The following is a 13,270-nucleotide window of genomic DNA, read 5'->3' as shown; positions in this document are numbered from 1 at the left end:
TTGTTGAAGCCTTTTTATAGGAAATTAGCGCGCCAAGTTCTTAAACATATGTTTGAGAATTTCCATGGTTTTCTCAATCTGTAATGGTGTTAAGCCATCAAAAGATTGTTCTAGAATAACGGAAGTGAGGTCATTGATCTTGGTGATCATTTCCTGACCTTTTTCGGTTAAATAAACGCGGGTAATTCGACCATCTTCTTTACAGGAATAAGTCTCAATAAATCCTTCATCCTTTAAGCGGTAGACAATCTTTGTTGTCGTCGACATTTTAGAAATGACCATGTCTGAAAGCTCAGACACACTAGCATGAGGTTTTACATGTAATGCAATGAGAATGCGGCGGCGAGAATTATCTAAACCATACTTTTTAAGTACATTGTCAATGTTTTGGACATATTGGGCATTTACTTGAGAAATCCAGTAAAAAGGGAAGTCTTCCAAGTTAAATGAGTCGGCTGTAGGTAAAAAACGCGCATATTTTTTAGGCATTACTTATTTCCTATGCTTGTTACATTGAGTTATATCGAATAACTCTAAGATTCCATGAAATGTCTACAATTTATCTGTTAGAAAAATCCCTAAACTGATTTTTCTATCATTCCATTTATAACAAATCTTCCTAAAGAAAGCTTTGAACTCTCTTTATCATGAATAAGTAAAACATCATATAAATCGTATTAAACTGTTATGAATGATGATCTTAGTTACTCATTTCCTCCACTTGTGTTTTACAACTTTGCTATTTAGCTGATTTGTAGAACAGTTGTATTGTAGAAAATAAATACAAATTATAACGTGACTTTTTTGCAAAAATTTCTGTCTAAAATGTCATAAATATACGAAATCAATATATTTATAAAATAAATAATACTCGGAAAATGTGTTTATTCAATCATTTGAATTGAACATTTGGTTAAAATATAACATTTAAAAGACTCTGTGAAAGTTGAATAAATACATTCTTTATCACATTCTTCGGGTAATTTTTAAGCTTTCATTTTTGAGAAAATAATAAAACTGTAGTTAAATTAAAATATTAAATGTAATTTTAAATAAAACTAACAAATAGTTTTGAAATTGGTTTATGAATGTTCAAGAAATTTTATCTGAAAGAGAAAAAGACGCATCTAAACAGGATTACAGGCTTAGATGCGTAAAAGCTTATATATTGCTGAGATAAAGAGTGTTAATTTAAGTTTTTCAATTCATCTTCTAAAACTGACCATAGTCTCTGATGGGATTTTTTAAACATCAGCATGTGTCCAATCTGTTTATAGCCATGCTGTTGAGGGTTGAGCTCAATGAGCCTGGTTTTTGCATTGGGGTAAAGACGCAGTAAATCCTCAACATTTGCCTGTGTCGCAATTTCATCATCTGAGGCCCAAAAAGAGGTAATAGGGCATTGAATTTCCTGATGATAGTCATCAAAAATGCTTTTCCCAATCGCATTCATCACATAGCCAGGTTTGCTACAGAATTCTGCCCATTGCCTTGCCACATTTTTTGGCAGGTTTTCTCCCATACCGATAAACTGGGTTGCGCCATAGCCTTTGAAAAAGCTGGAAATAGGAAAAATAACATTAAACATGACAGGGGCGAGCAGCTTGGTTTTACCTTTTAAGCCTTTTACATGGCCTGTTGAGCCAGCAATTGCCAGAACCTTGGCAACTTTACTATAGTTGGGATTAATGCCAAGAAGCTGACCACCAGCACTATGCCCAATAATAAAGACTTTTTCTGCCTGGGTTCGGTTCAGCAAAGCATCAATTGCCGCTGGAATATCAAGTAGTCCCCAATCACTGATACTGGCTGTTGAATCTTTAAGTGCTCCATGTAGAGATTGACCAATACCACGAAAATCAAAACTTAGAACATCATAACCTTGCTGACTCAACCACTCTGCAAAAGCGTGGTAAAAGGTTTTGGTAATACCTGTCGCAGGACAAATGAGAATGGGGTATTGCTGTTTATCATTTTGTGCAGGATAAAACTGAGCTGCAAGTTGATAACCATCTTTACAACTGATCCAAAATGATTCAGGGCTATTCATGAGCGAGCTACTCTTGTATTTGCATATTTCTACTTTACACAAGTTCCAAAAAGAAACTGGTGTAAAAAATGACTTAAAAGTCAATTATTATGTAATATAGAACCCTAATAGGAAGCTGATTTACAGGATAGCGGATGTTTGCTTTAACTCAAGCGACTGAATTGTCGATTATATTTAGTGGAATTTTTCTTTGGGTGGGGATGCTAACAGGAGTATGGAAATATTATCAAATTAGAAAAACAGAGCTTGCACGGGCACATTACTATGTAGATATTGCTCATCGAAGCAGCCTACTTTATGCCGCCGCCAGTTTAATCTTGGCTGCATTGAGCTATTTTACAGTTTTGTCTGATATGTGGACTTTAGCTTGTGTAATTGCAAACCTGTTCTTTTTTGCGATGTCCATCCTGACCTATATCATTCATGGATTGTTGAAAGATACCACCAATCAGTTTAAACAGCCTCATCAATTAGGTCAGTGGGCCATTCCAGCCTGGTGCATGACGTTAATGATGTTAAGTTTAATTATTGTTGAACTGGGTGCTACAGCGATTTTATTATGTGGAACAATTGCAAAATTTTTAAGCTGATATAAAAAATGGATGATTACTCATCCATTTTCTCTAAAGAATTCTTCTGTCGATCAATATTTACCTGTCGACACTTTCGATCAATAATTCCCCACGTACAGAAAGCCATAGAGACGACCATTGCATAGGCAAAATATTCAGGTTTTAAGTTACCCATAATAGTGCCTTGAAACAACAACGTTGCCATTAAGGCAAGTGTTGTAATTGCATAAATGCTCGAATCAGTGGTCTTCAGAGTGTTAATGAAGACTTGCTTGTTGAAATGTAATGATAACATCTCCATCCCTCCTTGTGGTGATGACAAAACTTAAGTGTTTTAGTCAGAATTATTCTTTAAGTTGTACTGCTAATTCTTGAGTATTTCAATAGCTAAATTCAATATTTTTTAGATTAATTTATTAAATACATTGATTTTTATAACTTTTAAGTATTTTAAATGTGAATTTGTAGTATTTTTTGGTGAAATGATGAAGCATTTTTTTTACATTTTGAAAGATTTAGAATTTTAACATGATGAATAATATTGCTATTTTACCTTTTTTATAGACTTATAACATATCTTAAAAAATAAAGATTTGTCGTAAACAGAAAATGCACATTGGATAAAGGGACATTCTTTGTATAGCTAAAATGATGTCTGGGTAAAACATCGTTTTAACGACAAATCATTTTAATTCTTGCTACCTGATAATCGGTCAATTGCAATTGCAATCATGAGAACAGCACATGATGGAAGTAACCAGGCAAGGTTTTGTTCACTTAACGGCAAGTGATCAATAAATTGTGGTAACTGCTGTGTAAAGCCAGCCGCTTTAATTGCCTCGACAATACCGAAAAGGAAAGCAATTGCGGTCACTGAGCCTACCACCAGCGATGGCTTGTTCCAGTGTTTCCAGAAAAAGCTGAGCATGATCACCACGATTGCTGGTGGATAAATTGCACTTAATACGGGAACTGAGAATGCAATCAGCTTGGTTAAACCCAGATTGGAAATTAACAATGAAAATCCGATCAGGATAAAAACCAGTAATTTATAAGATAAACCAGTCAATTCATTAAAATATTCTGCACATGCACAGGTTAAACCAATTGCAGTGACCATACATGCCAGAAAAATCAAGCCAGTCAGGAACAATGAACCCAGATCACCAAAGGCATGCTGTACATAGGCATGCAGGATGACGGCACCATTATCTGCATTTGCCGCGACTTCATGGCTGCCTAAACCCAGTTTAAAGAGACTGACATAAACAAGCGTTAAACCTACACCAGCAATCAGGCTTGCGATAATTGCATATTTGGTAATCAGTTTGGAATCGGTTACTCCACGGGACTGGATAGCCTGAATAATTACAATACCAAATACCAGTGCTCCTAACGTATCCATCGTCAAATAACCACTCACAAAGCCCTCGGAAACTGGACTGTTGACATAATGGTTAATGGGTGGAGAGATATAACCTGTAGGAATGGCAAAGGCCGCAATACCCAGTATTGCAAGTGCAACAATCTTTAATGGTGCCAATACGTGTCCGACCGTATCAAGCAGTTTATTGGGATAAAGGGAAACTGCTGCGACAAAGGCAAAGTAAATCACGCTGTAGATGAACAGGCTACTGCTGGATGTGCCAAAATATGGCGCAAAACCAATTTCATAAGACACGGTGGCGGTACGTGGCGTTGCAAATAATGGCCCTACAGATAAATAACAGACGATGGTCAGTAATAAACTTGCAAAACGACCTAGTGGGGAACTGATGACCTCAATTGAGCCTTGCATACGTGACAAGGCCATGATAGTCATTACAGGGAGACCAACTGCGGTGATTAAGAAACCAAATGCAGCGAGCCATACATGTTCACCAGCCTGCTGGGCAACAATAGGTGGGAAAATAATATTGCCTGCACCAATAAACAGTGCAAAGGTCATAAAACCGAGGGCAATAATATCTCCTGTACGAAGATGGTTCATAAAAGGGAGGTGCAAAATAAAAGTGCGGATTTTAGAATAAAAATGCTGTCATTTGAAATCAAATTTATGTGAAAAACGGTTTATTTTTGTCTAAAAAGAAATGATTAAAATCATGGGATTATCTTTGGTAAACTTAATTGTTTGAAAAGGTTTTAAAAGTAAAAAATCTGGTTTCTTCTACCTTTTTCCTATGATGCTGATCGAAATGAAATGTAAAATAAAAAGTGTTTTTCAGTCGTAAAAAGATTGAAGATTTGAGGGCTAAGGCGTAAAACTACTGAAATATTAAATGCAGTATAAAAAACGGCTCTGCATTGCGAAATTAATTTGATTTTTACATAAGGAATATCTCGAATGAGAGCTTCTACTGTGACCATTAAAACGGAACAAGATATTGAAAAATTGCGTATCTCAGGTCGTTTGGCGGCACAAGTTCTGGAAATGATTGGTCCTTATATAAAGGCTGGTGTTTCAACTGAATATTTAGATGATATATGTAATGATTATATCATCAATACTTTACAGGTTATTCCTGCCAATGTGGGTTATCACGGTTTTACCAAAACAACCTGTATTTCGGTCAATGAAGAAGTATGCCATGCCATTCCCTCTGCCAAAAAGATTTTACGGGAGGGCGATATTCTCAACATTGATGTGGCAGTGATTAAAGATGGTTATTTTGGTGATACCAGTCGGATGTACTTTGTAGGTGAACCAAGCCCTGAAGCCAAAAAATTAGTTGAAACGACTTATGATGCAATGCTGGCAGGTATTCTTACGGTTAAGCCTGGAGCAACATTAGGCGATATTGGCTATGCGATTCAATCTGTCGCGCAGGCTCAAGGCTATAGTATTGTCCGTGAATATTGTGGGCATGGTATTGGACGTGTTTACCACGAACAACCGAATATCCTGCATTATGGCCAGAAAGGTCAGGGCATGGTATTGAGAAAAGGCATGGTCTTTACCATTGAACCAATGGTGAATGCAGGTAGGGCACAGGTGAAAGAATTAAGTGATGGTTGGACGGTGGTTACACAGGATAAATCTCTTTCTGCCCAATGGGAACATATGGTTGCTGTGACAGAGGATGGTTTTGAATTACTTACCCCTTGGCCAGAGGGAACTGGGCATTATCCTGCCATTTTATAGTTCCAGCAAAGGCCCGATATTAATCGGGTCTTTTTATTGTAGAACATAGGGTAAGTTGTTCAACCAGATAGTCGATAAATACACGAACCGCTGGCAGTAAACCCCGACGTGATGGATAAACTGCATGGAAGATCCCATGTGGAGCAGTCCATTCAGGTAAGACTTTTACCAATTGGCCTGTTTTAATAAAACCCTGTGCAATGCTGTCAGGCAGCAAGGCAATCCCACAATTCTGGCTGGCTAATTCTGCCAACATCAACAAGTTCGAACCCATAATCACAGGGTTGACCTTGATTTTCTTTTGCTGATGATCTGGACCTGACAGTAGAAAATGCTGGTCAAGATGCTCTTCAGCCATGCTGATAATACGATGTTCAGTGAGTTGTTCAGGCCTATTTAAATGACCAAACTCATTTAAATAGGCCTGGCTGGCAAAAAGTCGTTGTTCAATGGCTTCAAATTGTCTTAAAACCAGATTCGGATCATCGTCCAGTTTGGAGCGCACACGCAACGCCAAATCAATGCCCTCATTAATGACATCCACACGGCGATTACTCACCATCATCTGCACACGGACTTCTGGATATTTTTTTAGGAAAGCTGGCAATATTTTTGCCATTTGATTCTGGGCGATATCCACAGGAACACTGACCTTGATGACACCACGTGGCTGACTGCTTAAATGGTTCACCACATCATGGGCAGCTTGTGCTGCATTCATCATCACCTGTGCATGACGATAGACATCCATGCCAATGTCTGTCACAGCAAAATGGCGTGAACTACGTTGAATGAGACGGACACCCAATTGTTCTTCAAGGTTGTAGACCCGACGGCTGAGTTTTGATTTAGGAATGTCTGTTGCACGTTCAGCAGCACTAAAGCCGCCATGCTCAACCACAAGCGCAAAGCAATAAAAATCATCTAAATCAGTCAGCATTACGCTATGAACTCCAGCTTCTTGTCATTAAGTTTGGTAGAAACGTGATTATTAAACATTTTGGCCTAATAAAATATCCCGAACCTGTTTATATTCGTTTAGTCGCTCAAAGTCTTTGCTTGTTGGCGATGAAATCCGAGACAAGTCCATATTGTCATTGATATCTGCCAATTTCACAACACGCGCCAAAGGGTTTTGTACAGTCCGTTGAGCGGCTTGTATTCGTGACTCACCTTGTTGTTTGGTCAGTGCAACAATTGCTTCGATAATATCTGGTTGGAATCCCAGCGCTTGTAAATCTTCGATGCTTGTCTCAGTATCTTCTAAGACATCATGTAGAACAGCAATAATCTTATGTTCAATGCTGGGTACATTCAGCATGACTCTCAATGGATGTAAAATATAGGGTGCATTGGCTTTATCAACTTGGCCTGCGTGTTGTTTTGCTGCAAATGCAATGGCTTGTTCAAGGGTTGCCATCAGCTAAATCCTCCTATTCAAGATAGATTAGCGTCTCATATTCTTTTAAACTGATTGAAATCCTTTATGCTTTGTTATTATGTCATATCAACTCATCAATATTGTCGATGCTACCCAGAATATTTTATGTCCATATTGCCAGCATGCTGTTTTGGACTGGGAGCAGGAACAATATATTCAGCCTTGTGAACATACTTTATTTATGGCAATGGATTTAGGTTTTGAATTTATTGCAGACCGTTTTGAGGATGTTTTAACACAGTCCGTTGATGAAATTCATGAAGATCCAAACATGAATGTTTTTATGACTGTGACGCAGGCAAACTATCCTGAAATGAAAATCTACAAGGCAGATTTGGGAGTGGAGGGAATGTTCCGCTATATTGGTTTTAATGAATAGTAAGTTTAGGCAATTAAAAAAGCCAATCATTTGATTGGCTTTCTGCTTTTACAGCGCTTAGGCTTCAGGCGCTGGACTGTACTGCTCAACCAATGGCTTTAACTCACCATTCTGGAACATTTCAAGCATGATGTCGCTACCGCCAATGAGTTCGCCATTGATCCATAACTGTGGGAAAGTAGGCCAGTTGGCAATTTGAGGTAAAGTTGCACGAATATCTTGATTTTCCAAGATATTTACATAGGCAAATGGACGACCAATTTGGCTAAGTGCTTCTACTGCGCGCGCAGAAAAACCACATTGCGGGAATTGGGGAGTGCCTTTCATGTAAAGTAAAACAGGGTGTTTCGCAATTTGATCACGAATTAACGCTACTGTATCACGCGCTTGTTCCGTCATAGATAGATCCTCAACTAATCTTGCCAAATTATATACTGAAAAACAGTTTACGAGCTATTGTTAAAGATTTTTCTTATATAAATGTGAGTTTATGCTTTCAATCTACGCAAGTTTTTGCTTATATAACTTTTTTCCACTACAACTAATGATAGATTGAGTTTGTTATGACTAATATCACTCTTGCTCCTGTACAACCTGATCAACCAACACACCTTATGGCAACTTATGGCCGCCAGGCGATCAGCTTTGTACGAGGACGAGGGGCGTATCTATATACGGCGGATGGGACAGAATATTTAGATGCCTTGACGGGGATTGCTGTATGTGGATTGGGTCATGCTCATCCTGTGATAGCGGAGGCGATTGCTGAACAAGCCGCAACCTTGATTCATACCAGTAACTTATTTGAAATTCCTTGGCAAACCGCCGCTGCACAGAAATTGGCTGAAGTTTCTGGGATGGAAGAGATTTTTTTCTCCAATAGCGGTGCCGAGTCAAATGAAGGTGCAATTAAAATTGCCCGTAAGTTTGGTGCACAACAAGGGATTGTCAATCCAAAGATTTTGGTTGCTGAACAGTCTTTTCATGGTCGTACCTTGGCAACCTTGTCTGCGACAGGCAATAAAAAGGTTCAGGAGGGTTTTGCGCCGTTAGTTCAGGGTTTTATCCGTGTACCATTTGGTGATGTTGAAGCGATTCAGGAAGCGGCAATCCATCATCCTGATATTGTTGCAATCCTGATTGAACCGATTCAGGGTGAAGGTGGCGTTAACACTGCGCCACAAGGCTTTAGCTATCTGGAAGAAGTCCGTGCTTTATGTAACCAGCATAACTGGTTGATGATGCTGGATGAAATCCAGACTGGAAATGGGCGTACAGGTAAATATTTTGCCTATCAACACACCAATATTGTTCCTGATGTAATGACCACAGCCAAAGGTTTAGGCAATGGTTTCCCAATTGGGGCAGTGATGACTCAGGGTAAAGCGGTAGGTTTACTGGGTGCAGGCAGTCACGGTTCAACCTATGGTGGCACAGTGTTGGGGTCGCGTGTGGTATATACAGTACTGGATACACTTGAAAAAGAAAATGCGGTTGCAAATGCTGCCACTGTCGGTGCCTATATCGTGGATCAACTCAAAGCGCAATTGGCTGGCCACAATGTACAGGTGCGTGGTTTTGGTATGATGATTGGTATTCAACTACCAAAAGACTGTGCTGAACTGGTTGCGATTGCCCGTGATCAATATAAATTGATTATCAATGTCACGGCGGGTTCCGTGGTTCGTTTGTTACCGCCACTCAACATGACTCAAGCTCAGGCAGATGAGTTGTTGCAACGTCTTGTTCCTGCAATCCAGAACTTTCTAAAAGCATAGTGCTGGGTTGTTAACCATAAAAAAACAGGGCAGTGAATTGCCCTGTTTTTTTATGGTTAAACAATTAACCAGAGATATATTGTTGAAGTTGTTCAATCAGGATACGTTGATCTTCCATTGCCGCTTTAACCAAGTCACCAATTGAGATAAAACCCACCAGCTTTTCTTGATCCAGCACAGGTAAATGACGTAAGTGGCGATCGGTCATGAGCTGTAGACATTCCTCTACCGTATGGTTCAGGCTGACTGAAATTACCTTGGATGTCATAATATCCGAGACAAGGGTGCTTTCCGATGTACGTTCCATCAAGGCGATCTTACGGGTATAGTCACGTTCAGAGAAAATTCCAACCACTTTTTCATCCTCTGCAACCACCAGCGCACCCACACCTTTATCCGCCATAATTTTAATTGCTTCAAGTACAGTCGCATTTGGTGAGATTGTAAAAATTGATTGTACTGCTTTATTCTTGATGACTTGAGCAACGATTGTCATTGTTTATCCACCTGTGTTGTATTGTCATTTTCATTTAACTTAACGGTATTTGTTTTAATTGCAAAGTCCTAATTGAGCCACAATGATAACTTTTTCTCATGAATGTTTAAAAAGTCATCACTGTAACAATGGAAACTTTAGGCAGTCGCTACAGGTTGATGCTGCATAAAAAAGAAATGCTGCATTTGCTGTGTTGAAAGCTTGAATTTGCGATGTGACGAGTTAAATAAAGCAGGCTCAACTTGTAGGCGGGTTAGGGTTGGCAATAAAGATTCATGAAAATCTTTTGGTGTGATTTTTCGTGGTGTGTAATTTTTCCAATGCGCCTTGGCATAACGATGCGCTTGAACACCATTCAGCCAGAAAGGAAAGACATGACCGTCCTGATCAGATTTGATTGCCCAGCCTTGATGATATAAACCCCAAAGAACACCGCAATACATCATTGTTTTTAGAATTGAAATCTTAATCATCAACTCACGTGATACTGGTTGAAAATGGTTAAACCGATACATATTATTAAACTGATCTTATTTAAACTTATGTTTTATTATAAGAAATTTAGATGTCATTTATGTTTAAACAATTCATCTAAATCGTAAGCAAATATTGTATGTATTAAGAAAATGCAAAATAAGCAAGATAAAGTGATTGATACTTTGATGAGATTAACACTTTGACGTGTGTAAGATAAATGGAATGTAAAGTGACGAACGATGACATAGGATAAAAAAGATAGGAACGGATTTTGCGCAGGCATTAAAAAGCGCTACTAAGAAAGTCAAAGCATTTAAAGCTTTGACACAGAGCTAAGATAAACGAAGTGTATAGTCTGCTTTATCATAAGTATTAAAAAACGCCACCTAAGTGACGTTTCTTTATGCTTGTAGGGTTGCCATCTTCTGCCAATACTGTGCTTTTAGGGAGTCACGTTCGACTCGGAAGCCTTGATAATACAACTCTGCCAAAAATAATGCCGCTTTGCCGTGACCTGCTTTCGCTACTTCTTCAAGCTCTTTCACTGCATCCTGAAAGTTTTTTTGTGATTGAATTGTATTTACCGCATTGGCATATACATGCTCTAGTTCATGGTGTGTAAAATGTTGAATCATATAATAACTCCTTATTTTAATTATGATTACCGCAAATTCTATTCAAAGAAACTCTACTTTGAATTTAAGCTACTTTAACTTTGAATTGTTAAAGTATTATGACAAAATTGATTGAATTGTCAAATATATTGCGTGTCATTTCGTAAATAAAAGCTTACACGATTAAACATTTGTCGCAAATAATTTTAAGTAAAATCAAAGTGAGAATAAGAGAAAAGGAGAACAATATGTCAAATGTAATTGATGGTGTAAGCATTGATGTTCCACCATTAGAGAGCCAGATTATCACTTTGGCTCATCATCACCGTAAATTACTGGATGAAGCCATTTTCCATCAGGAAATTCATCTCGGTGATTATTGTCTGGCTCAGCGCAAGCGTGTCTATGATTTTGCCAGCCATTTAAGTCCTGAACAAAAGGACCGCTTTTACAAGATTTATGATGGCGAGCTAAGAAATATTGCCGATGATGATGAATTGCACCCAGCCGATGCAGAGAGCGGTGTAGGGATGTTTGCAATTTTTATTACCCTGGTGATCATTGCTTTTATTCTATATTTCGCTTTTGTCCGTACCTTGGTTAATTATTGATAAAGTTTCTGGACGTTCAATAAGTTGTTTCATTGTGACTTATTGAACGTTAGGCTTGTCCTTAATGAACCAGACACATACACTACTTCATAGCTTTGAGGTAAGTTATGTTGTCTTTATTTTCTAAACATCAGGTTTTAAAGTCTCGGTTTGGGACAAAAGTCGATCAATTTTGTAATATTCTGGTCGCAGTAATACTTTTTTTAATTTTTATCGTTGCCTATAATGCCTTGCAACGCCCTGTCAATACAATGCAATATCAACAGGTTATTCAGTTTTCACAACAAGCCAGCCATCCCAGAACACAGCACATGGCGATAGCTATTTTAAGACATTCCAGTATTCGCCGCGTAGACTACCTAAAGCTTTTGAATGCCTATCAATTTGAATCAAACCGTATTAAACAATATCCAGCAATGAAACAAGAGGATGAGTAAGTTTTAATCGAATCATTTTTATTTATAAATGAATGATTTGGCCCAGTCGGGAAAAAGAAAACAATTTGTGCTAGACTGTCAATCTTTTAAAAAAGCTGCTTTATTCTCAAGGAATCGACATGCAACAGCAATCGAATATGCAAAATAAATTCTTGATAGATGCTGACATCGGTGATGATGATGTCACATTACCGAGTTTACCTGCTGTCGATGTTCCCATTATTGAGCCAGTTGTAAAAACCACAGTTGAAACATCTGCACCTACTCCTGTAGAACAACTATCAACGCCAGTCGTTGAGGAAGATGACACAAAATCCATTGGTTTCTTTGGCCGCATGAAAGATGGTCTGACCAAAACCCGTCGTAGCTTTACCGATGGTATGGTCAATATTCTGATCGGCGGTAAAGAAATTGATGATGAACTGCTGGAAGAGGTCGAAGAGCAGTTACTGGTTGCAGACATTGGTGTAGATGCGACCAAAACCATTATCGCCAATTTGACGGAAAGAACTGCACGTGGAGACCTGATTTATTCACATGCGCTGTATAAAGCGCTACAGGAAGAACTGGTTACCTTACTTGCGCCGCGTGTAAAGCCCCTACATATTGACCCGAATAAATCGCCTTATGTGATTTTGATGGTGGGTGTCAACGGTGTGGGTAAAACCACGACCATTGGTAAACTTGCCAAGCGTTTGCAGGGTGAGGGCAAGAAAGTCATGCTGGCCGCAGGTGATACGTTCCGTGCAGCAGCGACTGAGCAATTACAAATCTGGGGTGAGCGTAATGACATTCCTGTAGTGGCTCAAGGACATGGTGCGGACAGTGCTTCAGTAATTTTTGATGCATTTGAAAGTGCGCGTGCCAAAGGCATTGATGTACTGATTGCCGATACCGCAGGGCGTTTACAAAATAAGGCCAACCTCATGGAAGAGCTGAAAAAAGTTAAACGTGTTATGCAGAAGATTGATGCAACTGCACCACATGAGATCATGCTGATTGTAGATGCGGGTACAGGTCAAAATGCCATTAATCAGGTTCAACTCTTTGATGAAGCAGTGGGTTTAACTGGTATTACCATTACCAAGCTGGATGGTACAGCCAAAGGTGGTGTGTTATTCAATATCGCAAGCCGTACTCATGTGCCAATTCGTTATATTGGTGTGGGTGAGAAGATTGATGACTTACGTCCTTTCTCGGCTAAATCTTTCGTTGCTGCGTTGTTTGAGACGGATAAGTAATTAAATTGTGTTAAAAAAGACTCCATAAAATG

Annotated in this window: 17 protein-coding genes; 7 read left to right on the top strand and 10 right to left on the bottom strand. The window is 38.8% G+C overall.

The window, feature by feature from the left end:
- Positions 1-24: 24 nt before the first annotated feature.
- The gene (locus tag N5J47_RS17755) at positions 25-489 is read right to left on the bottom strand and encodes a MarR family transcriptional regulator (RefSeq protein ID WP_267979621.1); all 465 of its coding nucleotides are present in this window, start codon (positions 487-489) and stop codon (positions 25-27) included.
- A gap of 697 nt (positions 490-1,186) precedes the next feature.
- Positions 1,187-2,050, bottom strand: coding sequence for an alpha/beta fold hydrolase (locus N5J47_RS17750; RefSeq protein WP_279961357.1), 864 nt, complete (start codon positions 2,048-2,050; stop codon positions 1,187-1,189).
- Between the two features lie 134 nt (positions 2,051-2,184).
- Here N5J47_RS17750 and N5J47_RS17745 point away from each other — a divergent pair, with 134 nt between their 5' ends.
- A complete protein-coding gene (locus tag N5J47_RS17745) occupies positions 2,185-2,640 on the top strand; it encodes a hypothetical protein (RefSeq protein ID WP_279961356.1) in 456 nt (151 codons plus the stop codon).
- Positions 2,641-2,656: 16 nt separating this feature from the next.
- Here N5J47_RS17745 and N5J47_RS17740 read toward each other — a convergent pair whose 3' ends face one another.
- Both N5J47_RS17740 and brnQ read right to left on the bottom strand, forming a co-directional pair.
- Positions 2,657-2,917, bottom strand: coding sequence for a hypothetical protein (locus N5J47_RS17740; RefSeq protein WP_004769240.1), 261 nt, complete (start codon positions 2,915-2,917; stop codon positions 2,657-2,659).
- A gap of 393 nt (positions 2,918-3,310) precedes the next feature.
- Positions 3,311-4,612 carry a branched-chain amino acid transport system II carrier protein gene (gene brnQ, locus N5J47_RS17735; protein WP_279961355.1) on the bottom strand — a complete coding sequence of 434 codons (1,302 nt, stop codon included), beginning with the start codon at positions 4,610-4,612 and terminating at the stop codon, positions 3,311-3,313.
- A gap of 354 nt (positions 4,613-4,966) precedes the next feature.
- On the opposite strand from brnQ, the gene map reads away from it, so the two are divergent.
- The gene (map, locus tag N5J47_RS17730; RefSeq protein WP_279961354.1) at positions 4,967-5,764 is read left to right on the top strand and encodes a type I methionyl aminopeptidase; all 798 of its coding nucleotides are present in this window, start codon (positions 4,967-4,969) and stop codon (positions 5,762-5,764) included.
- A gap of 19 nt (positions 5,765-5,783) precedes the next feature.
- Here map and N5J47_RS17725 read toward each other — a convergent pair whose 3' ends face one another.
- Positions 5,784-6,704, bottom strand: a complete 921-nt coding sequence (locus N5J47_RS17725) for a LysR family transcriptional regulator (RefSeq protein ID WP_279961353.1) — start codon at positions 6,702-6,704, stop codon at positions 5,784-5,786.
- Between the two features lie 51 nt (positions 6,705-6,755).
- Positions 6,756-7,184 carry a guanosine-3',5'-bis(diphosphate) 3'-pyrophosphohydrolase gene (locus N5J47_RS17720; RefSeq protein ID WP_279961352.1) on the bottom strand — a complete coding sequence of 143 codons (429 nt, stop codon included), beginning with the start codon at positions 7,182-7,184 and terminating at the stop codon, positions 6,756-6,758.
- Between the two features lie 79 nt (positions 7,185-7,263).
- Here N5J47_RS17720 and N5J47_RS17715 point away from each other — a divergent pair, with 79 nt between their 5' ends.
- A complete protein-coding gene (locus N5J47_RS17715; protein ID WP_279961351.1) occupies positions 7,264-7,584 on the top strand; it encodes a hypothetical protein in 321 nt (106 codons plus the stop codon).
- 57 nt (positions 7,585-7,641) lie between these two features.
- Here the strand turns inward: N5J47_RS17715 and grxD are convergent, their stop codons facing one another.
- On the bottom strand, positions 7,642-7,983 hold the full coding sequence (grxD, locus tag N5J47_RS17710) for a Grx4 family monothiol glutaredoxin (RefSeq protein ID WP_004639270.1): 342 nt from the start codon (positions 7,981-7,983) through the stop codon (positions 7,642-7,644).
- A gap of 164 nt (positions 7,984-8,147) precedes the next feature.
- On the opposite strand from grxD, the gene N5J47_RS17705 reads away from it, so the two are divergent.
- Positions 8,148-9,362, top strand: coding sequence for an aspartate aminotransferase family protein (locus N5J47_RS17705; protein ID WP_279961350.1), 1,215 nt, complete (start codon positions 8,148-8,150; stop codon positions 9,360-9,362).
- Positions 9,363-9,426: 64 nt separating this feature from the next.
- Here N5J47_RS17705 and N5J47_RS17700 read toward each other — a convergent pair whose 3' ends face one another.
- The 3 genes from N5J47_RS17700 to N5J47_RS17690 form a co-directional block, all read right to left on the bottom strand.
- Complete coding sequence (locus tag N5J47_RS17700) at positions 9,427-9,858, bottom strand: CBS domain-containing protein (protein WP_004677771.1); 432 nt, start codon at positions 9,856-9,858, stop codon at positions 9,427-9,429.
- A 137-nt stretch (positions 9,859-9,995) separates the two neighbouring features.
- Positions 9,996-10,373: a DUF2750 domain-containing protein gene (locus N5J47_RS17695; RefSeq protein ID WP_267979612.1), complete on the bottom strand. Its 378-nt coding sequence runs from the start codon at positions 10,371-10,373 to the stop codon at positions 9,996-9,998.
- 363 nt (positions 10,374-10,736) lie between these two features.
- A complete protein-coding gene (locus tag N5J47_RS17690) occupies positions 10,737-10,970 on the bottom strand; it encodes a hypothetical protein (RefSeq protein ID WP_004680917.1) in 234 nt (77 codons plus the stop codon).
- Positions 10,971-11,197: 227 nt separating this feature from the next.
- On the opposite strand from N5J47_RS17690, the gene N5J47_RS17685 reads away from it, so the two are divergent.
- From N5J47_RS17685 to ftsY, 3 genes are all read left to right on the top strand, one after another.
- Positions 11,198-11,560, top strand: coding sequence for a hypothetical protein (locus tag N5J47_RS17685; RefSeq protein WP_267979611.1), 363 nt, complete (start codon positions 11,198-11,200; stop codon positions 11,558-11,560).
- Positions 11,561-11,667: 107 nt separating this feature from the next.
- Positions 11,668-11,997: a hypothetical protein gene (locus N5J47_RS17680; protein ID WP_279961349.1), complete on the top strand. Its 330-nt coding sequence runs from the start codon at positions 11,668-11,670 to the stop codon at positions 11,995-11,997.
- Between the two features lie 119 nt (positions 11,998-12,116).
- Entirely contained in the window at positions 12,117-13,238 is a 1,122-nt protein-coding gene (gene ftsY / locus N5J47_RS17675; RefSeq protein WP_279961348.1) for a signal recognition particle-docking protein FtsY, read from the top strand.
- Positions 13,239-13,270 lie beyond the last annotated feature (32 nt).

The organism is Acinetobacter sp. GD03645 (assembly GCF_029845285.1).
GTDB lineage: Bacteria > Pseudomonadota > Gammaproteobacteria > Pseudomonadales > Moraxellaceae > Acinetobacter > Acinetobacter corruptisaponis.
This window is presented reverse-complemented; position numbering and strand designations above follow the sequence as displayed.

Bases quoted from the DNA above. Each gene is read 5' to 3' on its own strand.
- N5J47_RS17755 (WP_267979621.1), bottom strand. From the start codon at position 489: ATGCCTAAAAAATATGCGCGTTTTTTACCTACAGCCGACTCATTTAAC.
- N5J47_RS17750 (WP_279961357.1), bottom strand. From the start codon at position 2,050: ATGAATAGCCCTGAATCATTTTGGATCAGTTGTAAAGATGGTTATCAA.
- N5J47_RS17745 (WP_279961356.1), top strand. From the start codon at position 2,185: ATGTTTGCTTTAACTCAAGCGACTGAATTGTCGATTATATTTAGTGGA.
- N5J47_RS17740 (WP_004769240.1), bottom strand. From the start codon at position 2,917: ATGTTATCATTACATTTCAACAAGCAAGTCTTCATTAACACTCTGAAG.
- brnQ (WP_279961355.1), bottom strand. From the start codon at position 4,612: ATGAACCATCTTCGTACAGGAGATATTATTGCCCTCGGTTTTATGACC.
- map (WP_279961354.1), top strand. From the start codon at position 4,967: ATGAGAGCTTCTACTGTGACCATTAAAACGGAACAAGATATTGAAAAA.
- N5J47_RS17725 (WP_279961353.1), bottom strand. From the start codon at position 6,704: ATGCTGACTGATTTAGATGATTTTTATTGCTTTGCGCTTGTGGTTGAG.
- N5J47_RS17720 (WP_279961352.1), bottom strand. From the start codon at position 7,184: ATGGCAACCCTTGAACAAGCCATTGCATTTGCAGCAAAACAACACGCA.
- N5J47_RS17715 (WP_279961351.1), top strand. From the start codon at position 7,264: ATGTCATATCAACTCATCAATATTGTCGATGCTACCCAGAATATTTTA.
- grxD (WP_004639270.1), bottom strand. From the start codon at position 7,983: ATGACGGAACAAGCGCGTGATACAGTAGCGTTAATTCGTGATCAAATT.
- N5J47_RS17705 (WP_279961350.1), top strand. From the start codon at position 8,148: ATGACTAATATCACTCTTGCTCCTGTACAACCTGATCAACCAACACAC.
- N5J47_RS17700 (WP_004677771.1), bottom strand. From the start codon at position 9,858: ATGACAATCGTTGCTCAAGTCATCAAGAATAAAGCAGTACAATCAATT.
- N5J47_RS17695 (WP_267979612.1), bottom strand. From the start codon at position 10,373: ATGTATCGGTTTAACCATTTTCAACCAGTATCACGTGAGTTGATGATT.
- N5J47_RS17690 (WP_004680917.1), bottom strand. From the start codon at position 10,970: ATGATTCAACATTTTACACACCATGAACTAGAGCATGTATATGCCAAT.
- N5J47_RS17685 (WP_267979611.1), top strand. From the start codon at position 11,198: ATGTCAAATGTAATTGATGGTGTAAGCATTGATGTTCCACCATTAGAG.
- N5J47_RS17680 (WP_279961349.1), top strand. From the start codon at position 11,668: ATGTTGTCTTTATTTTCTAAACATCAGGTTTTAAAGTCTCGGTTTGGG.
- ftsY (WP_279961348.1), top strand. From the start codon at position 12,117: ATGCAACAGCAATCGAATATGCAAAATAAATTCTTGATAGATGCTGAC.